Annotated in this window: 19 protein-coding genes; 6 read left to right on the top strand and 13 right to left on the bottom strand. The window is 32.9% G+C overall.

From position 1 onward, the window contains the following. Positions 1–128: 128 nt before the first annotated feature. The 5 genes from pdxH to pyrR all read right to left on the bottom strand — a co-directional run bounded on the left by pdxH (position 129) and on the right by pyrR (position 4,002). On the bottom strand, positions 129–773 hold the full coding sequence (pdxH, locus tag P0R33_RS20500; RefSeq protein ID WP_276173016.1) for a pyridoxamine 5'-phosphate oxidase: 645 nt from the start codon (positions 771–773) through the stop codon (positions 129–131). 86 nt (positions 774–859) lie between these two features. Next, positions 860–1,765 carry a ribonuclease Z gene (locus tag P0R33_RS20495; protein ID WP_276173015.1) on the bottom strand — a complete coding sequence of 302 codons (906 nt, stop codon included), beginning with the start codon at positions 1,763–1,765 and terminating at the stop codon, positions 860–862. Between the two features lie 105 nt (positions 1,766–1,870). Then, positions 1,871–2,200, bottom strand: a complete 330-nt coding sequence (locus P0R33_RS20490) for a ribonuclease Z (RefSeq protein WP_276173014.1) — start codon at positions 2,198–2,200, stop codon at positions 1,871–1,873. Positions 2,201–2,440: 240 nt separating this feature from the next. Continuing rightward, positions 2,441–3,367, bottom strand: coding sequence for an aspartate carbamoyltransferase catalytic subunit (locus tag P0R33_RS20485; protein ID WP_029273654.1), 927 nt, complete (start codon positions 3,365–3,367; stop codon positions 2,441–2,443). A gap of 95 nt (positions 3,368–3,462) precedes the next feature. Beyond that, the gene (gene pyrR / locus P0R33_RS20480; protein ID WP_109194143.1) at positions 3,463–4,002 is read right to left on the bottom strand and encodes a bifunctional pyr operon transcriptional regulator/uracil phosphoribosyltransferase PyrR; all 540 of its coding nucleotides are present in this window, start codon (positions 4,000–4,002) and stop codon (positions 3,463–3,465) included. Between the two features lie 238 nt (positions 4,003–4,240). Between pyrR and P0R33_RS20475 the strand changes: the two genes are divergently transcribed. The 3 genes from P0R33_RS20475 to P0R33_RS20465 all read left to right on the top strand — a co-directional run bounded on the left by P0R33_RS20475 (position 4,241) and on the right by P0R33_RS20465 (position 5,948). After that, on the top strand, positions 4,241–4,969 hold the full coding sequence (locus P0R33_RS20475; RefSeq protein ID WP_276173013.1) for a hypothetical protein: 729 nt from the start codon (positions 4,241–4,243) through the stop codon (positions 4,967–4,969). Between the two features lie 65 nt (positions 4,970–5,034). Further along, positions 5,035–5,667, top strand: a complete 633-nt coding sequence (locus tag P0R33_RS20470) for a class I SAM-dependent methyltransferase (RefSeq protein ID WP_276173012.1) — start codon at positions 5,035–5,037, stop codon at positions 5,665–5,667. A 107-nt stretch (positions 5,668–5,774) separates the two neighbouring features. Next, entirely contained in the window at positions 5,775–5,948 is a 174-nt protein-coding gene (locus tag P0R33_RS20465) for a hypothetical protein (protein WP_276173011.1), read from the top strand. A 220-nt stretch (positions 5,949–6,168) separates the two neighbouring features. Here P0R33_RS20465 and P0R33_RS20460 read toward each other — a convergent pair whose 3' ends face one another. The 8 genes from P0R33_RS20460 to P0R33_RS20425 form a co-directional block, all read right to left on the bottom strand. Beyond that, positions 6,169–7,788 (bottom strand): ABC-F family ATP-binding cassette domain-containing protein, encoded by a 1,620-nt coding sequence (locus P0R33_RS20460; RefSeq protein ID WP_276173010.1) that lies wholly within the window; start codon positions 7,786–7,788, stop codon positions 6,169–6,171. Between the two features lie 321 nt (positions 7,789–8,109). Then, positions 8,110–8,883 carry a TlpA disulfide reductase family protein gene (locus P0R33_RS20455; protein WP_276173009.1) on the bottom strand — a complete coding sequence of 258 codons (774 nt, stop codon included), beginning with the start codon at positions 8,881–8,883 and terminating at the stop codon, positions 8,110–8,112. 93 nt (positions 8,884–8,976) lie between these two features. Next, entirely contained in the window at positions 8,977–9,675 is a 699-nt protein-coding gene (locus P0R33_RS20450) for a DUF3592 domain-containing protein (protein ID WP_276173008.1), read from the bottom strand. Positions 9,676–10,077: 402 nt separating this feature from the next. Continuing rightward, positions 10,078–12,144, bottom strand: a complete 2,067-nt coding sequence (locus P0R33_RS20445) for a family 20 glycosylhydrolase (protein WP_276173007.1) — start codon at positions 12,142–12,144, stop codon at positions 10,078–10,080. Between the two features lie 153 nt (positions 12,145–12,297). Continuing rightward, positions 12,298–14,235, bottom strand: a complete 1,938-nt coding sequence (nagB, locus tag P0R33_RS20440; RefSeq protein ID WP_276173006.1) for a glucosamine-6-phosphate deaminase — start codon at positions 14,233–14,235, stop codon at positions 12,298–12,300. Positions 14,236–14,397: 162 nt separating this feature from the next. Next, positions 14,398–15,423, bottom strand: coding sequence for a glycosyl hydrolase family 18 protein (locus P0R33_RS20435; RefSeq protein ID WP_276173005.1), 1,026 nt, complete (start codon positions 15,421–15,423; stop codon positions 14,398–14,400). Between the two features lie 44 nt (positions 15,424–15,467). After that, positions 15,468–16,985: a SusD/RagB family nutrient-binding outer membrane lipoprotein gene (locus P0R33_RS20430; protein WP_276173004.1), complete on the bottom strand. Its 1,518-nt coding sequence runs from the start codon at positions 16,983–16,985 to the stop codon at positions 15,468–15,470. A 12-nt stretch (positions 16,986–16,997) separates the two neighbouring features. After that, on the bottom strand, positions 16,998–20,183 hold the full coding sequence (locus P0R33_RS20425; RefSeq protein ID WP_276173003.1) for a SusC/RagA family TonB-linked outer membrane protein: 3,186 nt from the start codon (positions 20,181–20,183) through the stop codon (positions 16,998–17,000). A 274-nt stretch (positions 20,184–20,457) separates the two neighbouring features. On the opposite strand from P0R33_RS20425, the gene P0R33_RS20420 reads away from it, so the two are divergent. From P0R33_RS20420 to P0R33_RS20410, 3 genes are all read left to right on the top strand, one after another. Further along, positions 20,458–21,510, top strand: a complete 1,053-nt coding sequence (locus tag P0R33_RS20420) for a histidine kinase (RefSeq protein ID WP_276173002.1) — start codon at positions 20,458–20,460, stop codon at positions 21,508–21,510. Then, on the top strand, positions 21,500–22,201 hold the full coding sequence (locus P0R33_RS20415; RefSeq protein ID WP_276173001.1) for a LytTR family DNA-binding domain-containing protein: 702 nt from the start codon (positions 21,500–21,502) through the stop codon (positions 22,199–22,201). The genes P0R33_RS20420 and P0R33_RS20415 overlap by 11 nt, the downstream gene beginning before the upstream one ends. Positions 22,202–22,374: 173 nt before the next feature. After that, positions 22,375–23,844 (top strand): MFS transporter, encoded by a 1,470-nt coding sequence (locus P0R33_RS20410; protein ID WP_276173000.1) that lies wholly within the window; start codon positions 22,375–22,377, stop codon positions 23,842–23,844. The last annotated feature ends 238 nt before the right edge of the window (positions 23,845–24,082 follow it).

Here is a 24,082-nt window from a genome sequence, read left to right as displayed (position 1 = left end):
CTTTAAATTTATGTTTGAATAAATATCGTCTGATTTCTTTACCAAACGTATTCAATTTGTCGCTAAACTACAAAATTAATCGATGAAATACATCTCTTTTTTTTAATGAAATATAAAATTCCTACAAATCAAGACGAAAGTCTTTCAATCTTCCATGAAAAGTCAGATTGGCTAGTATAACGAATCCTGTCGTGCAGTCTATTAGCCCTTCCCTGCCAAAATTCTACTTGTAACGGTGTGACAATATATCCTCCCCAATTTTCAGGTCTTGGAATTGATTTTCCTTCAAACTCTGCTTCGATTTTCTTTAAGTTTTCTTCTAAAAAATCTCTTGACGGAATTACTTCACTTTGGTGTGAAACAATTGCACCAAGTTTACTTCCGTCTGGACGTGAATCAAAATAATTGTCTGAAATAATTTCGGAAGTTTTTTGGGCAATTCCTTTAATAATAACCTGACGTTCCATTTCCTGCCAAAAAAAAGACAAACAAACATTTGGATTGTTTTCAATTGCCTTTCCTTTTTCAGAATGATAGTTAGTATAAAATATAAATCCTTCTTCAGAAAATTTCTTCAACAACACAACACGAGATTTCGGAAAACCATCTAAACCAATTGTAGAAACAGTCATAGCATTGACCTCACCACTTCCACCGAAATCTTCTACTTCGTGAAACCATCTATTAAAAAGATTAATGGGATCTTCTGGAATATTAGTTTCTAACAATTCACTTTTCTCGTAAGATCTTCTATAATTACTTAAATCGCTCATAAGTTTTTGTTTTTTTGTTTCAGGTTTCAAGTTTCAGGTTTCAAACCTTTGCCTCTTTGTTCCTTTGTCTCTTTGTCCCTAATTAATCAAAATTCAAAACTTAAACCATCATCTGCTAAAAGCACATTTGGAAAAACTTCTTCTGCTTCTTTTTTAAATGGTTCTAAGCCATCATATCGCGTTGAATAATGCCCAAGTATCAAATGTTTTACATTTGCCTTTAAAGCAATTCTGGCAGCTTCTTTTGCTGTAGAATGCAATGTCTTTTCTGCCAATCTTGCTTCCGATTCTAAAAAAGTCGATTCGTGATATAAAATATCCGTATTTTCAATGATTGGAATTATCGATTCATTATAAACGGTGTCCGAGCAAAAAGCATAACTTTTTGTGGGCGGCGGATCAAAAGTCAATTTTTTGTTTTCAACTACAGTTCCATCATCCAATGTAATATCGCCTCCATTTTTTATTTTCTGATAATAAGCAACATGAACATCATACTGCTGCACTGCCTCTACATTCAGCTTTCTTTCATCTGGTTTTTCTTGAAAATGGTAACCATTGGTATAAACCCTATGTTTTAACGGAATTGTTTTTACAATTACTTTTTTATCTTCAAAAATAACTTCACTTTCTTTTGATTCTAATTCATGGAAAAACAAAGAATAAGTGGTCCACGATTCTGTCAATTTCAATTGAAGCAAAATCAATTCCTTAATTCCTTTTGGACCATAAATATGTAAATCGGTTGTTCTTCCTAAAAGAGAAAATGTAGAGATAGTCCCAATTAACCCAAACAAATGATCTCCGTGAAGATGCGAAATAAAGATGTGATTAATTTTAGAGAATTTAATTTTATTCTTTCGAAGCTGAACCTGAGTTCCTTCACCGCAGTCAATTAAAAACAATCGATTTTTAATTTCTAAAACCTGCGAAGTCGGATTAGTAAGTGTTCTGGGAGTTGCGGCATAACAGCCAAGTATAGTAAGCTTCATTTTAGATTGTTGATTTTAGATTTTAGATTAAGGAAAATATTTTAGAATTGAGAAACCATTTTAGATTCAGGTATAATCTAAAATCTAAAGTCTAAAATCTGAAATCTAAAATCCTAAGTCTCTTTCGATTTCTTCCATTTCGATAATATCGTGCGCTTCTAAAAGTGAAGGAACAACCGCTAATTTATCAGAAATAGCATTAAAATCAAGATCGGTTGCAACGATTACAAACGATTTTTTTGCTTTTTTATGCTGCTTAGAAAGCGGTAAAAAAGCCTTCAAATCTTTTTCTGAGATAGAATCAGCAGATAAATCGATGATAATATTTTGTTTTTCAAAGGTTTTAAATTGTTGCGTTACTTTTTCCAAGAAAGCATTTACATCTCCTTGCGTGTCTTTAATCGTAACGGTATGTCCTTTTTGATCTACTTTCATTTTATAATTTAAGGGGCTTATATAAAAATTGATTTTCTGAGAGCTAAGGTACGAAGTTTTTTTATTTTTTGGTTTCAGGTTTAAAGTTTAAGGTTACAAGTTTGTCAGGCTGAGCGAAGTCGAAGCCACGTTTGCAAAGCACGTTTTGTTTTTAAAAGCACTTCTCCCGAAGCCTCGGGATCGCTCAGTGTGACACCCGTTTCAAAACTGAAAACTGTCACTGCGACGGAATACTAAAAACTACTGAATCTTAGAAGCCAGCAAATAAATAACCGCCATTCTAATCGCAACACCATTCTCCACCTGATTCAAAATCACCGAATGATCTGAATCGGCAACTTCAGAAGTAATCTCTACTCCTCTATTGATTGGTCCTGGGTGCATGATTACGATTTCTTTTCCAAGTGAATCTAAAAGCGGTTTGTCTACTCCGTATTGTTGTGCGTACTCACGTGTTGACGGGAAGAAATTCACATCCATACGCTCGTTTTGAACTCTAAGCATATTCGCAACATCACACCATTCTAATGCTTTGCGTAAATTTGGTTCAACCGTTACACCAAGCGATTCAATATATCTCGGAATCAGCGTTTTTGGTCCGCAAACTTTTACTTCTGCGCCTTGCATCTGCAAAGCATATATGTTTGAAAGCGCTACACGCGAATGCAGAATATCGCCTACAATAACTACTTTTTTTCCGGCAACATCTCCCAGTTTTTCTCTTATGGAATAACTATCTAACAAAGCCTGAGTTGGATGTTCGTGTGCTCCGTCTCCAGCGTTTACGATACTGGCTTTGACATTTTTAGATAAAAAATAAGCCGCTCCAGGATTAGAGTGGCGCATTACAACCATATCCACTTTCATCGAAAGGATATTGTTTACAGTATCAATCAAAGTCTCCCCTTTTTTAACCGAAGATTGAGCTGCAGAAAAACTGATAACATCTGCAGATAAACGTTTCTGCGCTAATTCGAAAGAGAGTTTGGTTCTGGTACTGTTTTCGAAGAAAATATTGGCAATGGTAATATCTCGTAATGAAGGAACTTTTTTAATCGGTCGGTTAATGACTTCTTTAAAATGATCTGCCGTTTCAAAAATCAGGTTAATATCATTCTCGTTGATATATTTTATTCCTAATAAATGATTTACGCTTAATTCTTTCATTGTATGTATTTATATGTTTTGTATAATCGTTTTTTGTTAAATTATTTAATCGTTGGTTATTCCGATTAAACAATTAACCGGTTAACCGATTAAACTTAATTTGTCACTAAGTGAACAACATCTTCACCATCATTTTCTTTCCAGCTTACAATTACTTTTTCGCCATTAATAGCATCTACCTGACGGCCTCTATAATCAGGCTGAATTGGTAAATGGCGACTGAAACGTCTGTCTATTAAAACCAATAATTCAATTTCTGAAGGTCTTCCGAAAGATTGAATGGCAGTTAAGGCAGAACGAATGCTTCTTCCTGTAAACAAAACGTCATCTATAAAAATGACTTTTTTGTCTTCGACTATAAAATTGATTTGCGTTTTATTGGCTTCAAGCGGTTTATCAGTACGACGGAAATCATCTCTAAAAAAAGTGATGTCCAGATAGCCTAAAGTGATTTCAGGAACCTTGTATTCGTTTTCTAATAATTGTTTTAAACGTTCCGCTAAATAAACACCTCTTGGCTGAATTCCAACCAAAATTGTATTAGAGAAATCAAGATGTTTTTCGATTAACTGACAAGCCAAACGATGGAGTATGATAGTAACTTCTTTCGAATTAAGTAATACTTTTTGACTCATAAGTGATTGTAATGTTTGGTTGCGCAAATATACGGAATCTGATTTTATTTGTGAGGTTGTAAATATTTTTTATTAAAATTAGAAATTAGAAAAAATTTAATATTAGTAATTAAAAAGATAAAATCTTATTTTTATAGGTCATTTTTAACTTAAAAAAACTCAACCGTTATTCAGAATAAAAATTTATTACTTATCAAATTTTAGAAACTATCTACAAACTTAAAAAAACAGTCGATTTATGAGAAAGAAAAAAGATTTACCGCTAACAATTCTTAAATCTTTAGAACCATTTGTAAATCTAAAAGGTGATAAATTTGAAGTTGTAGATCCTAAAGAAAACTTACTTAAAGTAATTGATAAAGATCTTGACTCAAAATTTCATTTCACTATTGAAAAGTACCAAAAAGCAAGCAATGGAACTTTTCAATTCTTGATGACTAGAGCTCCAAAAAGCGAACATGATAATGGAAATTATCATGCGTGGGTAGATATTTCAAGTCTAAGTCCTCAATTTGAAGCTTGGTTAAATTTACTAACACAATACGAAAGCACTACTTCATTTTTCGATGATCCAATAGTAGAAGAATTTTATAATGAATTCTATGCTGAATTTGAAATTATCGATGATGAAGATGCAGATAAAAAACCATTTGCAACTAAACAAATTTTATTATTAGACAACTATTTAGAAACGGTCGATAACAAATTATCAGAACTTATAACTAGCAATAATGAAGTAGAAATTAATGACATAAAAGAAAGCATAATTTTATTAAGAGAAAATTTAACCATTAAATCTAAAAAATGGGTTATTAGTAAATTAACTCAAGTTTGGGCAAAAATTGCAAAACAAGGAGTAAGTTTTATTAAAGAATTTCTAACCGAATCTAAAAAAGAATTAATCAAACAGGGCATTAAAGGCTTAATTGAATTTGTAGTTGAAAATGGTCAAAATTTAATACCGTGAGTAAACCCGCTCTGCGAAGTCTCCTGACTTCGTAGCGACAAACAGCAAAATCCAACTAAAATCTAATGGATAAATACCAAGAAACTTTTGAAACGTGGAATAAAATTGCCAATCTCTACGAAAATAAGTTTATGAATTTAAGCTTATACGATGAGACTTACGATTTCTTTTGTGATATTCTAAAACAGGAGCAAATAAACATATTTGAAATTGGTTGCGGGCCAGGAAACATTACAAAATATTTATTATCCAAAAATCCCAAGCTAAAAATTACAGGTATTGACATTGCACCAAAAATGGTTGAATTGGCAAAAGCAAATAATCCTTCTGCCAACTTTAAAGTAATGGATACAAGAGAACTTAGCACATTAAATCAAAAATTTGATGCCATTATGTGCGGCTTTTGCTTGCCTTATTTATCCGAAGAAGATTGTTCTAAACTAATAAATGATTCAGAAAAAATACTTTTAAACGATGGGATTTTATATTTAAGTTTTGTTCAGGGAAAACCTTCCGAATCTGGTTTTATTTCTGGAAGCACTGGAGATCGCACTTATTTTTATTATCATTCTTTAGAAGATATCAGCAATCAACTTTTAATTCATCATTTTGACGTAATTAAAATATTCAATGTAAATTATCCAAAAGCTGAAAATATAGAAATTCATACTATAATAATTGCTAAGAAAAAAGAATAGTCAATTCAAAAATTATCTCCAAATCCTAAAACATTTCCCAAAAATTCTATAACACATTTCCACGATTGTTGAAGTAATTTTAATAATGAATTTAAAAACTCAACATCATGCAAAATAAAATTACAAGATTGTTAATGGTATTCGTTATACTATTTTCATTTACAAGCTGCGAACTAGTAGGAGACATTTTTAAAGCCGGAATGGGATTCGGAATTTTTATCGTAATCTTTATTGTTGCGATTATCATTTGGATTTTCGCTAAAATGTTCGGCAAGAAATAATAGAAAATAAAAAATTAAAAAATCCCAAACTCCAATTTAAAATTTGGCGTTTGGGATTTTTTTTTATCTATGTAGAACAAAGTCCAATCTTTGTCGAGCTTCTTGCGAAGATTTCTCCCTTCGGTCGAAATGACAAACTATGCGTGAAAGATATAGAATAGAAAATCCCAAATTCACAAAAATTGGAATTTGGGATTTTTAATATATTGGAATTTTAAAATTAAAGATTATACATCTTCTTTCTTTGCTCCTGAATCTTTTCATCATCAAGATATTCGTCAAATGTCATGTAACGGTCAATTACTCCGTTTGGTGTCAACTCTACGATTCTGTTACCAACAGTTTGAGCAAACTCGTGGTCATGAGTTGTGAAGATTACAGAACCTTTAAAGTTTTTCAATGAGTTATTGAAAGCCGTAATAGACTCCAAATCTAAGTGGTTTGTTGGTTCGTCTAACATTAAAACGTTAGCACGCTCCATCATCATTCTAGACAACATACAACGTACTTTTTCTCCTCCAGATAAAACTCTAGACGTTTTAAGAGCTTCTTCTCCAGAGAAAATCATTTTCCCTAAGAAACCTCTAATAAATACTTCATCACGCTCTTCTTCCGTTTTAGCGTATTGGCGTAACCAATCTACTAAACTCAAATCGTTTTCAAAGTAATCGTGGTTTTCAGCTGGCAAATAGGCTTGGTTTGTTGTAATTCCCCAATCGAAGTTTCCAGAATCAGCTTTTTGTTCGTTGTTTAAGATTTCATAGAAAGCAGTTGTTGCACGTGAATCTTTTGAGAAAAGAACGATTTTATCGCCTTTCGCCATATTCAAGTTAATATCTTTAAACAAAACTTCTCCATCTACAGACGCAGATAGGTTTTCTACATTCAAAATTTGATCTCCAGCTTCACGATCCTGATCAAAAATAATTGCAGGATAACGACGGCTAGAAGGCTTAATTTCAGAAATATTCAATTTCGAAATCATTTTTTTACGAGAAGTAGCTTGTTTCGATTTCGCCACGTTTGCACTAAAACGACGAATAAATTCTTCCAACTCTTGTTTCTTTTCTTCAGCTTTTTTGTTTTGCTGTGCACGCTGTTTTGCCGCTAATTGGCTAGACTCGTACCAGAACGTATAGTTTCCTGAGTAATGATTGATTTTTCCGAAATCAATATCAGAAATATGTGTACAAACTGCATCTAAAAAGTGACGGTCATGAGATACCACAATTACAGTATTTTCGTAGTTCGCCAAGAAGTTTTCTAACCAAGCGATTGTCTCAAAATCCAAATCGTTGGTAGGCTCATCCATAATCAACACATCAGGATTTCCGAAAAGTGCCTGCGCTAAAAGCACACGAACTTTCATTTTTCCTTCCATATCTGCCATTAATGTATAATGATCCGCTTCTGTAATTCCTAAGTTAGATAACATTGACGCAGCATCAGAATCAGCATTCCATCCGTTCATTTCTTCAAACTGAACCTGAAGCTCTCCAATTCGGTCTGCATTTGCATCGTTGTAATCCAAATAAAGTTCATCCATTTCTTTTTTAACAGCGTACAGAACTTTATTCCCCATTAAAACGGTTTCTAAAACAGTATGTTCGTCGAACATGTTGTGGTTCTGGTTTAAAACCGACATACGTTTTCCTGGTTCTAAATGAATGTGCCCAGAAGTTGGGTCCATATCGCCTGAAATAATTTTTAGGAATGTAGATTTTCCAGCGCCATTGGCTCCAATAACGCCGTAAATATTTCCGTGAGTAAACGTAGTATTTACTTCGTCAAATAAAATTCTTTTACCAAACTGAACTGATAAATTATTGACTGTTAACATGAATGTCTTTTTAATTAATTTGGTGCAAAAGTACGGAAAAAGGTTCAGAGTTGCAAAGGCACAAAGGTTCAAAGTTTTTTATGCTGGTGAAGGGTTCTCGCAAAGGCGCGAAGGCGCAGAGTTTTGTTTCATACAGATGATTTTAGCCAATATTGTCATTTCGACGGAGGAGAAATCTTCGCAAGAAACTCCGTTGCTATTGTGGACAATCTTTGTAGAGCTACTTATGGAGATTTCTCGTTCCTCTAAATGACAAACAGTATCCTGACTTATTGGATAAAAAACTTTGCGACTTCCCGACTTTGCGAGATTAATTAAACTTTACAACTGGCTTTCTTTAGCCAGCGCCACTTCTAAACTTTCAAAATTAGGAAGCACTTTTGAAATCATTCCATCTTTGTTTACAATAAAATGTGTTGGAAAAGAATTCAATTGCAAAGAATCGTTCATATATTCTTTCATGTCTGGAATTACTGAATATGAAAGGGGTTTTCTGGCTAAAAATGTTTTTAATTGTTCTGCTGAATCTTCGGCTAAACTCATAAAAAGAATATCTTTTCTGTCTTTATAATCATCTGCTAACTTATTGACTTGAGGAAATTCTCTAATACATGGAGCACAATGAATATACCAACATTTAATTACAATAATTTTTCCTTTCATAGATTCATTGCTAACTAGATTTCCGTCTAAATCTTTAAATGAAAATGAAGGAAAAGCCAGTCCTTCCATTTTGTAATTTTTGTAAGCATCAAAACCAATCTGATTAATTGTTGCTTTTATACTCGTGTCGGTTTTTGGTAGAATTTTAAATAATTTATATACATAAATACCAGTTTCAGATTTCAATCGAATTGGAATAAAATTTCCGTTTGCTAGCTGATCTAAAAAAGTTTCTTTTGAAATTTCTTTTGAAGAAAAATCCAACGCCTTAAAATCTCTAGAAAGCATTATATTTTTATTCTGATAAGCTGACCATGATTCGTAAGTTTTCTGAATTTGAGTAGGATCAACTTCTGGATTTCCAAATTTATTCTGAGCTGAACTGATAGAAAAAATAAAAAGAAGCGTAATTAGACTGAAGAATTTCTGCATGGAATCTGAAACATTGTATTAGATTTCAAAAGTAATCAAATTTTAGATTTGCTTAACCGTAAAGCTTACTAAACGGTTAAGCATTTTTGCTTCTTAATTTTTTAAAACTGGCAGAAAAGAAATATCCATAACATAATCTTTTGGATTCTCAGGATCAATAAAAACTCTTACAGTATCAGCTTTTACAAATTCTGTAGGATCAAACCAAATGCTTTCACTTTTAAAAACATATAATTCATCGGTTTTCGGATCTTGCCATTGACTTAAAATCTGAAAAGGATTTCGCCCGTTTAATGTTTGATTTGTATTTAACTGAACTTGTGTAAATTTTGCTGAAATCAGTTTTCCTGTTTCACGTAAATTTTGTGCTTTTTTATTTTTACGATAACGAAATAAAACGCCCAAAGAACCAATTAAAAAGAAAACGATTCCGATAAAACCAAGAATTATAACTCCTAGCCATAACGAGAAAAATCCGTTAATTTCAGCATCATTTGGATTTGTCGGATCATAAAAAATCTGAACATTTTCTCCTATATCATAACTCGGTGGATTACTGCTAACGGAAGAAGTATAAGTAATAGTTTGCCCCGATTTTGTTGTAAAAGAAACTACTGGACTATAAGTGGTAGAATCTTTTGATCTTTTAGGAATCATTTCTACAACAGTTCCTTGCGCTGTTTCTGCTTTTTCGAGAAAGGCCTGTTTTTCTACATAAAGATAAATAGCTCCAGCTAATAGACATGCTCCGATAATGGAGAATACATAATTAAAAATTGAAAATGCTTTCATTATTTTGGGTTTGATTAGTTGTTGTAAAAATAATCCTAAAACTTTTATTTCCTAATAATTTGATTTTTTTTAAAGAAAAAAGCCTGACAACGAATTGTCAGGCTCTATAAATGTTCTTGCTTAGATAAAAACCAAATAACAAATTATCTAAGTTCGACACATTTTTTTGAAATAAAATTTAGATTAAAAAATAAATAACCAAACTCAATTTTAACCCACCAAATATTTTATTTCACATAATTTTCAGGATTTTTGTTATTAACTCTTGAAAATATTTTTTTTGCCCTTTTTCAAGAACATAAAAATCTCTTTTGTAAATATCTCTACCAGAAAATTTCTGGCAGAGATACAGAATTCAAATTAATAGAGGCAACATTTTACTAAACACTAATTCAAATTATATTACAATAATTTTTTCAAGCTTGTATAAACAGCTAATTCAACATCTGCGTGGTCTTTTGTATTACAATCTTCCACTAATTTTTTCAAATTATCAGATTTCAAAGTCGATTTATTATCTAAAACCAATAATAATTCTTGTGATGCATCATTTAATTTTTTTGATAATGGCAATAGCGGCTGTACTAAAGGCGCATTGGCACTTAACGATGTCAAATCTTTATGTACAGCGATCCATTTATTAAAAAATCCTGCCACTTTTGCTTTATTATCCGCAGATTTATTTGCTAAATATTGAGTAACTGCCGCGTCAAATGCTAAAGCGTCTTTTGCATCTGGACCACACGCATCTGCAAATAAAGTAAATGGAGAGTACATTTGATATTCTGTTCCGCCTTTGTTACGAGTGTAACCTTTTAAAGGTTCACTTACCAATGAAAACTCTTCAAGTGCTTTGATATCCTGATTGTTTGAAATATTTCTAAGAATTACATCTTTGTTGCGAATATGAGTGATTCCCAATTCTTCTAATCTGAAAGAAACTGTTTCTAAACGTTTGCGCATATTCTCAACATCGACAACATCTTCTGCAGACCAAAGTCTTTCTGCAATTGCCGCAGTTCTTGGCCAAATTCTAGAATCTACTGTCTCAGGAGTAACCAATTCTGTCCACATTGTAGCTTCTCCACCTAAAATTCTTGCTTTTTCTTCTGCATTTAAATTTGCATTTTTCGGCATTGGATCGTTTAAATAATGACTTGCAACTGGGTACATCAAATCGATATAATAGCCGTTTGATAAAACTGTTTTGTAACCTTTTTTAACAGCATCTACTAAAGATTGTCCAGCAGTCATTCCTTCATTTGGACCTCTCCAAGAATGCACAATGGCTTCTTTAGAAAGATCTTTCGTTAGAATTTCTTCCCAACCCATCAATTGTTTTCCGTGTTTCTTTAACATCGGTGCCAATTGCATTGTGAAATAGGTTTGTAATTCGTGGTTGGTTTTTAGATTATGTTTCTTTTTAAATTCTTGAATTTTAGGGTTAGCATCCCAATCTTTTCCTTCGTTTTCATCTCCTCCAATATGGAAATATGCACCTGGAAATAACGGACAAACCTCATCAAAAACTTCACTTAAAATTTGATATGTTTTAGGATTTGAAGGATCTAATGTTGGCGAGAAAATACCAGCATTTCTTTCAACTCCATAGGTACTGATTGCTGTACCTTGAATATTTTTTTCGGATGTTCCTCCTGTCAACGTAATTACTTTACTGCCAATTTCTGGATAAGCTGTTAAAATTGCAGATCCGTGACCTGGAACATCTATTTCTGGAACAATTAAAATACCGCGCTCATCAGCGTATTTTACGATATTTTTAATTTCTTCCTGTGTATAATACATTCCATCCGAAGCTAATTCAATAAACTTTGGATGTTTTTTCATTTCGATTCTCCAACCTTGATCATCAACCAAATGCCAGTGAAAAACATTCATTTTCATTGCCGCCAATGCATCAATATTTCTTTTAATAACATCAACTGGCTGAAAATGTCTTGAAGCATCAATCATTAAACCTCTCCATGTAAATCTTGGAAAATCTGAGATTTTTGAAGCTGGAAAATAAAACGAATTTGAATTGTTTTGAAGCAATTGTAACAAAGTCTCCAAGCCGTGTAAAGCTCCTAAATCGCTTGATGCATTTAAAGTAATTTTGTTTGAAGTAATATCTAAGTGATAACTTTCGTCTTCGTATAAACCAATTTTACCGCTTTTAACACAATTGATTTGTAATTCTGCGTTTGGAACTTCGTTTAATTTGGTAACAAAACCTTGTTCAAAAAATATACCTGCTCTACCATCTAAACGACGCAAAAAGCGAGTTACTCCGCCAAAAATTCTTTGATTCGGATTTCCTGTAATATTGACTTTAAATTTTTTGGTTAAAGCAAAATTACCTTCATTAACAACAACACTCTGAGGCCAAGGCATAAGATTTAGCTGCTCTTTCTGGACTTGAGCACCCGCAGTTATCCCTGCAAATAATAGTACAAATAAATATTTCATTTTTCTTTTTTTTTGGTTGGATAGTTTTTAATAAGTATCCTAAATTTAAATAAAAAAAAGACAAAATTCAGAATGCCTTCTGCATTACCTCACTTTAACCAGTAACCATCTGAATTTTGTCAATTGATTCGCTCAAAATCGAATCTTAAAACTTTAATAATCAAAACGTTTAAAGGCTTCAATTGCTTCATATTCAGCCAAACCTAATTCATCATACAAAATGGCTGTATTTTTGTTTCTGTCTTCTGCCCTAACCCAAAATTCTCGAGAATCATTTCCTTGAAACATTACTCGATCTTTTTGAGATTGATGATGCAAAATAGCATGACGTTTCAATAAAACCTCTGAAGGACTTAGCGGAACTGCCATGTCAATTTCATGAATATCCCATTCGTGCCAAGCACCTCTGTACAGCCATAACCAACAATCTTTCATGTAAGCTTCTGGTTTAAGTTCTTTTAAAGCTGCGAATATGGCATTCAGGCAAACTTCATGTGTTCCGTGCGGATCTGCAAGATCTCCAGCCGCAAAAACTTGATGTGGTTTTATCTGAGCAATAATATTTTTTACAATAGCAATATCTTCTGGTCCTAAAGGATTCTTTTTAACCTGTCCTGTTTCATAAAAAGGAAGATCTAAAAAGTGCGTGTTAGCATCTTTTAAACCAATATATCTAGTTGCTCCGTAAGATTCTCTTCTTCTAATAAGTCCTTTTAATTTTCTAACTTCCAAAGAATCAATTTGATTTTCAGATTTATTGTTTAGAAATTTTATTACTTCTTTAAAATTGATACCAGAATCATTTTTTCCAAGAAAATCACTTGCTACTTCTGCAAATTTTAGTGCTTCATCATCAGAAACGGCAATATTTCCTGAAGTTTGATATACAACATGAACATCATGACCTTGTTTGATTAATTTAGAAAAAGTACCTCCCATAGAAATTACGTCATCATCTGGATGTGGGCTAAAAAGAATCACTCTCTTTTTTGCAGGATTTGCTCTTTCTGGACGATGCGAATCATCTGTGTTTGGTTTTCCTCCTGGCCATCCGGTAATGGTGTGCTGCAAAATATTAAACATATTGATGTTCATATCATAAGCAGATCCTTCTTGTGCCAAAAGATCAGACATTCCATTATTATTGTAATCTCGATCTGTTAGTTTCAGAATAGATTGTTTTGTTTTCTGACATAACCAAACAATAGCTTTGCTTTTCAATTCAGGAGTCCACAAACATTCGCCAACTAACCAAGGTGTTTTAAAACGAGTTAATTCGGTAGCTGCTGACTGATCTAAAACGAAAGTTGCATTTGGATGATTTTGCAAAAATGTAGCGGGAACTTCAGAACTGATATCACCTTGAATAGTTCTTTTAATGATATCTGCTTTGTTTTGTCCCCAAGCCATCAGAACAATACGTTTTGATCTCATAATGGTTGAAACTCCCATTGTAATAGCGCGTTTCGGCACATTATCGATACCATTAAAAGCAGATGATGCATCGACTCTTGTGATATGATCTAACGTAATAATTCTAGTACCTGAATTAATGTGAGAACCAGGTTCGTTAAAACCAACGTGTCCTGTACGTCCAATTCCAAGTAATTGAAAATCAAGACCACCCGCATTTTTAATATTCATTTCGTAATCAATACAATATTGATTGATTTCGTCAATCGCTACAGTACCATCTGGAATATTAATATTTTCAGGTTTGATATCAATGTGATTAAAAAGATGTTCATGCATGAAATAATGATAGCTCTGATTGTTCTCTTTAGTCATTGGATAATATTCATCCAAATTAAAAGTAACAACGTTGCTAAAACTCAGTCCTTCTTCTTTGTGCATTCTCACTAACTCTTCGTACACTTTTATTGGAGAAGAACCTGTTGCTAAACCCAAAACACAAGATTTATTTTTCTCCTGTTTTGACCTAATTAGCTGCGCAATTTCCTGAGCTACAATTACAGAAGCTTCTATGGAACTTTTGAAGATTTCGTTATGAATTTTCTCAAATCTAGTTTCTTCAAATTTTCCCGCGCTTTTGTAACTGATATCAGGTTTTATTTCTAAAGCACTTTTCATTTCTTTTCTTTTTTTGTAGTAATTACCATTTTGGTTTTAAGAATGGTATAAAAAGCTTTCGCACTTTATACCATTACTACTAACCAAACTTAAAATCTTGTGACTTTTATTATTTCGATGGGTATAAAAAAACGTTTTACGGCATGTATTGTAAAAACTGTTTTAGTTCCCGCATAGATTTGTAGTTTTAACTTTTAGAGAAGTAAACTTTTTATGAATAACATCTAATAAAGAGTATTCGTCAAATGAATCTTGAGCTAATTCCCAAATCATAATTCCTCCAGTATTTTGAGCAGCATATTCTACTTTTTGCGCAATGGTTGGTCTTCCGTTATAATAGATTTTACCTAATTCATCCTGTTCAGCAAATTGCTTTCCTGCTGCGACAATTTCACTATATTTAGCGCTTGTCACTTCTGGATTTGTAAAGTTATAACCGTAAAAAGGAACACCCAGAGTCAATTTTTCGCTAGGAACATTTTGAAGTTTATTCCAAAAATCAATTCCTTCCTTAGCAAAAGCAAAAGAACTATGCTGACCTGGTTTGTTTGGTGCCCAAGGACCAGTAGAATCATAAGCCATGATATTGATAAAATCGAAAGCTTCTAAAGCAGCAGCATTTATATTTTGAAAACGAGAATTGTTTGGAAGTGCAGCAGTTAAAAGCTTTTTACGTTCAGCTATGCTCTTTTTTAATTCCAGAACAAAGCCACTGTAACCAACTGTTACAGCATCCCATTCTAAATCTACATCAACGCCATCCAGCTTATGAAGTTCTACGAAATTCATAATATTTTGAATGAAAACTGGTCTATTTTCAGGCTTATCAATCAACCATGACCAATTTGCTGCCTGCTCTTCTGAAATGACACCACCTGCTAAAGAAATGCTTATTACGATTTTGGGATTAACTGATTTTGCATAAGTAACTAGTGCGTCAATATCTCCTGAAAAAACAATATTCCCATTTTTATCAGGGTTTGCAAACGCAACATTCAAATGCGTTAGTTTACAAAACTCAATCGAAGTCATTTTATTAAAATTATCCGTGGATAAATAACCTACAACTCGAGCTGTTTTTTTCTTAACATCATCGTTTTCTGAATCTTTTTGAGATGTACAGCTGTAAACAGAAATAAGTGAACTTATAAAAAAGAGGATGCCTAACAAGGCTTTATTTTTTCTCATAATTTTGATTTTAATAATACCGTATTAGGCATAACTCTAGTTTTTTAGTTTACATCCCACCATACTCTATTCAACCAGTCGTTTGTTCCTCCCATTCTAGATAAAGCTTCTGTGTAGTTAACACCATTCTTCTGCATTTCATCATTTGGATAGTATAAACGTTTTGGCGTAACACCATTAGTTTCAGAATCTGGATTTGTAATTGGCAACAATTGTGGAAAACCTGTTCTTCTCCAGTTTGAATATGCTTCAATACTGTTAAATAAATAAGTAACCCAAAGCTGTGTTGCGATTTGTTCTTTTTCAGAACCTGCAACTAAAGGTTTAGCTGTCAAGTAAGTATTAATAGCTGCTGGAGTTGCTGGTGCTGCACCATAAATTTCTAATTGTTTAATACCTGCTTCAACACCTTTTCTGTAGTAATCTGCCGCTGTACCAGTTACCCATCCTCTGTATGCCGCTTCAGCTAATAATAATTGTGACTCTGAATAGCTAACATGTAAAAATGGAGTAGTTCTTAATTTCAAATAAGGCTGAATTCCAGATATTGCATTTGAACCTCCCTGCATTTCCCATTGAAAAAGTCCTGGAGTATTTCCTATGTACAAATCTTCACCAGGAAGAGGAGCTCCGCCAGCTGCTCCACCAGTTTTTGGAGTTGCAAGCATTGTTAATCTTGGATCTCCATTATTTTTCAAGAAATTAATCATTAAAGTACTAAAGTGGTCACCATTTTCGTTTCCAATAAGTGCATAAGAAAGACCATTTCCTCTAAAATCAAGTGCTCCAGGAGTATCATTAAAAGGATAATCTAAATGTTTCATGATACAGTTGTCAAGATTACTTTCGAAAACTCCATTTTGAAACGCTGCTTTTGCTTGTTTTTCAGCTTCAGCCGGTTTTACTTCTGAGATTCTCATTGCTAAACGCAAACGCATTGTATTAGCAAGTTTCTTCCATTTTGAAACATCTCCGTTATAAAATAAATCTCCTTTTATTGCACCACCACTTGCATTTAATTGTACAAAAGCTTCTTCTAACTCAGCAAAGAATTGATTGTAAATATCTTCCTGCTTATCGTATTTTGGTGTTACAATTCCTTTAGAAAAACCTTGACCAGCTTCTGAATAAGGACAATCACCATATAAATCGGTAATACGCTGTGCAATCATTACTCTCATGATTTTGGCCACGGCATTCATATTTACCATGTCTGCTTTTCCGCTAGTTTTTTCAATAACGTCTACGATACTTTTTAATTCGTTAGCATATCCATTTCTCCATATTGCTGTTGCATAGTCATCATTTTTCTTAAACTTGCTTCCAAATTCTGTTACATTCCACGCTCCTGCATAGTGTTGCACGAACCCTCCAGAATAGATCAAATTGGCTCTCCATTGGTAGTATCCGTCACCAGACATACACAATTGAGTAAATGAAAGCTGTCCTGCGGGATTTGCAGATAACGCAACTGGATCTTTTTCCAGTTCGTCAAAATTGTCTGTACAGCTTACCGTAGCAAAAGTTACAAGTACTGCTAATAATATATTTTTAAATTTCATAGTTTCTATTTTTTAGAATGCAATTTTAAGATTAAAACCATACGATCTTCTAAATGGTAAAGAACCATACTCAAAACCTTGTCCATTACCTGAAGTATACATAGATTCAGGATCAACGTTTGGTAAATCTTTATTAAAAGTCAATAAATTTCTAGCAAATGCCGAGATGTAAATTGAGCTAATTTTTGATCCAGCAAAAACACTTCCTGGAATTGTATATCCTAAACTTACCTCTCTAAGTTTTACATAAGAAGCATCATAAACAAATGGTGCTGGTGTGTTGTTGAAAACAGTGCTCCAATAATCTTGAGGATTTACTGGTCTTGTATTTTGCACATAATTTGGATTTTCTGCCGTACCTGTGTTTACAACTCCTTGTACTACGTAACCAGCAGTAGGAATCCATGTTGACTGGCTAAAGTTTGGATCATTTGCTACAGCTTGTGCTCTTGCTTCATTATAAGCATCTCTTCCTTCTGTTGTAATATCCAAAAGACCTTTTTGAGCTGCAAGTGCATTTGTCATAGAATATACATCCATTCCAAATTTCATATCAATTAAGAATTGAAGTGTAATTCCTTTATAAGAAAAACGGTTTGTTAAACCTGCTGCCCAATCAGGAAGACCTTTTCCTAAAGCAACTTTGTTATCTGTAAATAAAGGCATACCGTTTGCTCCAACAATTTTTTCTCCAGATGGTGTTCTCAAGAAATCTTTACCCATAATAGTTCCATATTGCCCTCCAACTTGTGCCACGATTGCTGCACCAGCCCAACGAGCTTCGGAAATAGTGTAAGTATCAATGTCTGGGTGTAAAGACAAGATTGAGTTTTTATTTCTAGAGAAGTTCAAATCAATTCCCCATTCAAAATCTTGTGTTTTAATTGGTGTACCAGATAAAAATACCTCGATACCTTCGTTACGTAACTTACCAGCATTTACAGAGATAAATTCATATCCAGATGTTGCAGATGAAGGTAAATCAATAGTTTGATCTGAAGTATCTTCACGATAAACTGTAATATCTGCTCTTAATCTGTTTTTGAAGAAAGCCGTTTCAAGACCAAACTCAATTCCAGTTTTAGATTGGTATGTTAAATTTGGATTTGGTGCAGAAGTATTTTTAATGTTTACAACACTTCCTCCGTTGTAAGAAGAATAAGTTGTATAGTTTAATGCATTTTTATAAGCGCCTGGAGCATTTGAAACTTGTGCCCAAGAACCTCTTAATTTACCATAAGAGAACGTATCGCTCTGAAGTCCAAGTGCATCAGAGAATATGAATCCCATCGAAGCTGCTGGATAAAAAGCATCTTTATTAATTACACTAAACCAGTCATTTCTACCAGTAAATTCAGCATATAAATATCCTTTGTAATCAAATTTTGCAGAACCGTAAACAGAGTTAGTTCTTGTTTTTGTTTCTACTGGAGCATTTTCTGTTTGATTAGAGAAATTACTAATATATTCAGTTCCTGGCTCAATAATATTCGTTGCGAATCTAGAATTTTGTTCTCTTCTAAAATCTCTTCTACCAGCACCCAAAATTCCAGAGAAAGTAAAATCTTGCGCTAATTTGATATCACTGAAAGTAGCAATGAAATCTGTGTTCATTTCAGAAACTTTAATTCCTTCTATACCTAAATATCCATTGTCTCTTCCTGGCCAAGTGTTCCCACCTTCCATAAAATCTTTAGAATCAAAAGTATAAGTATCTAAACCGGTTCTAAGAGTTAAACCCATCCATTTTTTTACTTGGTATGTTCCAGTAACATTACCCATAAAACGGTTTTTCTTAGTTGCATTATGATTTTGGTCTACAATCCAATAAGGATTCAATGAGTAAACATTATTGTTCCATTGATACATGTCACCAGTTTCAGGATTTTGAGAATTTTTCAACCATGCCTGATCAATATTTGGGGCCAAACCACTTAAAGCATATCCAACGTTATTTGGAGAATCTCCTAACCCTGGTCTGTTATTCGTATTTTCGACCATGTAGTTTACATTAGCATCTAAAGTAAATTTCTCAGATTTTAATGTCGCATTTAAACTTGCATCATTTCTTTCTAAACCTGTATTAGGAATTACATCATCATTTGTCAAGTTATTGTATCCAAAACGTACAAAAGCATTTTCGCTTCCTGAAGATAAAGAGATACCATTTGTCATTGTAACTCCAGTTCTAAAAAAGTCTTGAATATTGTTTTTAACTCTTGCATAAGGTTTCATAGAACCATCAAATATTATTGATTGCTGTCCTACAGTTTCAGAAAATTTAGGTCCCCATGCACTTGTTGTATAGCTATAAACTTCTGTAGGTCTTGCTGGATCTGGCAAAAGTCCATTAGATCCTGAACCGTACTCTGTTTGATAATCACTATATTTAGCATTTACACGATCAAAGCTTACACCACTATTAAGCTCAACCTTTAATGCTCCTTTGCTACCTTTTTTAGTAGTAATTAAGATTACACCATTTAACGCTCTAGAACCATATAATGCAGCAGCAGCAGCTCCTTTTAGAACTGTTAAACTTTCAATGTTGTTTGGGTTGATACTAGAAATTCCGTCTCCACTATCTCTACCGTCAAACCATTTACTTGTAGCAGCTTGATCATTATTTAATCCTGAATTATCAATTGGCACACCATCAACAATATAAAGAGGCTGATTGCTCTCACCAATACTAGAAATACCTCTAATAATAACACGAGTACTTCCTCCAACACCTGTAGCAGGAATAGATACGTCAACACCGGCAACTTTACCAGAAAGTGCTGTTGCAACATTCGTTGTAATTACCTTGTTTAACTGGTCTCCTTTAACATCCTGAACTGCATAACCTAACTCTTTCTTTTGTCTCTTAATACCAAGTGCCGTTACAACAACTTCATTAAGATTTTGTGCATCTTCCGAAAGAGTAACATTAAATTGTGTACCATCGGTTACAGTTACCGATTGAGATTTAAATCCAATGTACGAAAACAACAAAACATCATTTTTTGACGCTTGAATTGTGTACAATCCATCATAATCACTTTGACTTGCCTTGTTTGTTCCTTTAATGAGAACCGTCACGCCTGGTAAAGGCAAACCTTTCTGGTCTGTCACCAAACCTTTGACAGTTTTTACCTGAGCAAACATAATTTGCGCTGTAAAAACAATCATAAAGATTAAGAAATTTTTTTTCATGTTTATTTTATTTTGTTAGTTATGAGGTAAAATTATTCTTAAGACATTGTTAAAAAAAATAAATTAAACCAACGACAATAAAATTTAAACCAACGACATAAATCATTCAATAATACGCTTTACGAAAACGTTCTATTTAAAAAAATAAACATGAATATCCATTTATAGCGAAATTTTATTCAAAAAAATTGGCAATTTGCCTTTAATTGTTTAAAGTTGCACAATAATAATACTTGTTAAGAAAAACTAAAATCCTTAAACATCTTATAACCAATTGAAAGAAATCAAGAAAGTTAAATTCGACATTAAACTGCGAAATCACATCTGGTTTTGGGGAGTTTATTTTACTTTAAACTTTTTAAGATGGGGTGCTTATTTTAATGATTATCCTTATGCTTTTAAATCGAACCTAATTGAATTTTCACTCGTTATACCTTTAGTATATCTTAATTTATTTGTTTTAGTTCCGAAGTATGTATTGAAACAAAAATATATTACTTATACATTTTTACTGCTTTTAAGTTTATTTGCCATTTATTTGGCTAAAACTGCTCTTACTTATTATATCATATCAGAAAATATATGGCCTGAAGCAAATCGAGAATATCATCCGTTTGAAATTAATCATATTGTAGCAGTTTGTATTGGAGAATTGTATGTTTTGGCAATGGCTTCTTCTGTTTACTTAACGTTAACTTGGCTTCGTGAACGCGAAAGAAACAGATCTTTAAGAGAAAATCAGTTTAAGATTAAACTAAAATATCTAGAAAACCAGATCCAGCCACATTTCTTTTTCAATACTTTAAATAATTTATACGCTTTATCATTAGAATCATCTAAGAAAGTTCCAGATGTAATTATCAAACTTTCAAACTTAATGGAATATGTACTATATGACGTAAAAGGAACTAAGTTTGTGCCTTTGCTGAAAGAAATCGATTATATTCAAAATTATATAGAAATCGAAAAACTTCGTTTTGAAAATGTATATGTGACTATAAATCTGGAATCAAATATCGAAGATGTAGTTGTACCACCGCTTATTTTTATTTCTTTGGTAGAAAACGCCTTTAAACATGGAGGCGTGAACAATAAAAATTTGAAGATTAGAATTAACTGCAAAGTATTAGACAATAAAATGCTTGACTTTGAAATCTTAAATAATTTTGTAATTTCACAAAATGATAATTCAAAAAGAGGAATTGGCTTAGTCAATACAAAAAAGAGATTAAAGCTTATTTATCGAAATAATTTCAGCCTTAAGCAAAAAACCAAACTAAATTTCTACATAACAAGATTACAAATACCTACTCATAATGAAGATTAAATGCGTGTTAATTGATGATGAGCCATTAGCAATCAAAGTCCTGCAAAATTATTTTACCAATTTTACAGATTTTGAAGTAATAGCAACATTCAACAATTCTTTAGAGGCGCTAGATTTTATCAACAGTACTTCTGTCGATGCTGTCTTTTTAGATATTAACATGCCGATGATGACCGGTTTTGAACTAATCAGTCTGATTGAAAACAAAACGAAAGTAATTATAACAACTGCATTTAGAGAATTTGCTGCAGAAAGTTATGATCTTGATGTTTTGGATTATTTAGTAAAACCGATTCCACTTCCTAGATTTATAAAATGCATCAATAAAATCACAACCGAATATAATCTTAAAAACAATATTAAAATTGAAACCGCAAAAGGCGATTCTCATATTTTTATTAAAGTAGATAAAAAAATGATGAAAATTAATATTGAAGAAATTTTGTTTGTTGAAGGAATGAAAGAATACATCAAAGTTGTCACTCCAGACAAAACCTATATTACCCATAAATCTCTTACATCTTTATCAGAAGAATTGCCTGCGGATAAGTTCCTGAGAATACATAAATCTTATGTAATTGCACTAAACAAGGTAAAATCTATTGAAGGAAACCGCGTTCAAATACAATCTTACAACATTCCAATAGGCAGAAACTACAGTAAAGAAGTCAAAAATAAAATACTAGAATAAATATAATTACGAATTACATTTTCTAAGTGGGTTAAAATTAACACTTTGTTGAAAAAATAAAGCCGTTGGTATAAATTTAACATTATTTATACCTTTTTATTTTTTTTTGATAATCCTAACAAATATATTTACGGTCTTCAAAAAACAATAAATAAAAAATTAACCTTATTATTATGAGTTCAGAAAATGTGCAAACCAAATGGGGGCAATTTATCTCGTTGATAATCGTCTTTTTCTTTTGGGGTTTTGTTGGTTCTGCCAACGACATCCTGATTCCAGTATTCAAAAAAGTATTTACTTTATCGCAAGTACAATCACAATTAGTTGCGTGGGCATTTTATGCTGCGTACTTTGTAGGATCGATAATCTTCTTTTTAGTTTCTTTAAAGCTTGACGTACTCCAAAAGTTCGGCTACAAAAGAACACTTTCAGCTGGTTTACTTCTTTCTGCTGTTGGATCATTTTTATTCATTCCAGCTGCAACTATGGAAAGTTTCCCTTTCTTTTTAACCGCTTTGTTTACTGTTGGTTTAGGTTTCTCTATTCAGCAAATTGTAGCAAATCCATTAGCAATTAAAATGGGAAGTCCGAACACTGGGGCGCACCGTTTAACACTTGCTGGAGGTATTAACTCTTTCGGAACAACAATTGGTGCGATTTTATTAGGTATCGCTTTATTCGGAATGGGTGACAATAAAAAAACTGCCCTTTCATTAGAAGACATTAAATTGCCATTTATTATTCTTGGTCTTGCTTTTATCATTGTAGCGGTTTTTATGAATTTTTCTAAAATCGAAGATCCAGAAAAGGAAGAAGAAGCTGTTATTAAAGACAAACACAGTAAATTCAATATCATGGATTACCCACAATTATACCTTGGTATGTTAGGGATTTTCATTTATGTAGGAACAGAAGTAACAATCATCAGTAATTTACCAGCTTTATTACACACTAGCGAATTTGGTAATGTTCTAGAAGATGCAATCGCTCCGTTTATCGCTCTTTATTGGGGAAGTTTAATGATTGGACGCTGGAATGGTGGTGTAAACGTATTTAACACTTCAAACCTAGTAAATACAGCTTTAAAATTCATTGTACCAGCTGCTGCATTCGGAGTAATTATCGGTGCTAATATTTTTGCAGCTCATGACGTTTCTTCATTCTACATTTATCCTCTTTGGATTTTATTATTCATTGCTGTAAGTTTCGTTGGAGGCAAAAATGCTGGAAAAACGTTAATGCTTTTCGGAGCTTCGGGATTATTAATGATGGTTTTAGGTTTAGTTTGGCCAAATCCAGAAATTGCTAAATTCTTCTTTATCTCAGGAGGTTTATTCTTATCTATCATGTGGCCATCTATCTTCGATTTAGCGATTGCTGGTTTAGGAAAAAACACAGGAAAAGCATCTTCTTTCTTAATTATGATGATTCTTGGAGGTGGGGTTATTCCATTGGTTCAAGGAAGTATTTGTGATTTTGATATTTCTCATCCAGGTGGAATCTTCGGAATTACATGGACACACTTCTCTTACATCGTTCCTCTTTTAGGTTTTGCTTATTTAGGATTCTACGGTTTCTATTGCCCAAAAATCCTTAAAAAACAAGGAATCAGCCATGTAGAAAGCGAAGGCGGCGGACATTAAAAATATAACAACAAAAAAGCTCCCATTTTCAATTTAGAAAATGGGAGCTTTTTTTATACCTAAAAATTCATTCCGCAGGAATGTTTGGTCGGTAGAATTCAATTTCAATTACGGTTCATCATCATTCCATAGGAATGTTTGATTAATAGACAATACATTTTTACACAAAATCAGGTGTCCCTACAGGACACAATGCCAAGCAACACCATTTTTTTCTACCAACGAGATATTCCTAAGG

The sequence above is a fragment of the Flavobacterium sp. YJ01 genome (genome assembly GCF_029320955.1).
Taxonomy (GTDB): domain Bacteria; phylum Bacteroidota; class Bacteroidia; order Flavobacteriales; family Flavobacteriaceae; genus Flavobacterium.
The sequence above is the reverse complement of the archived record's forward strand: the minus strand, read 5'-3'. Positions and strand labels throughout refer to the sequence as shown.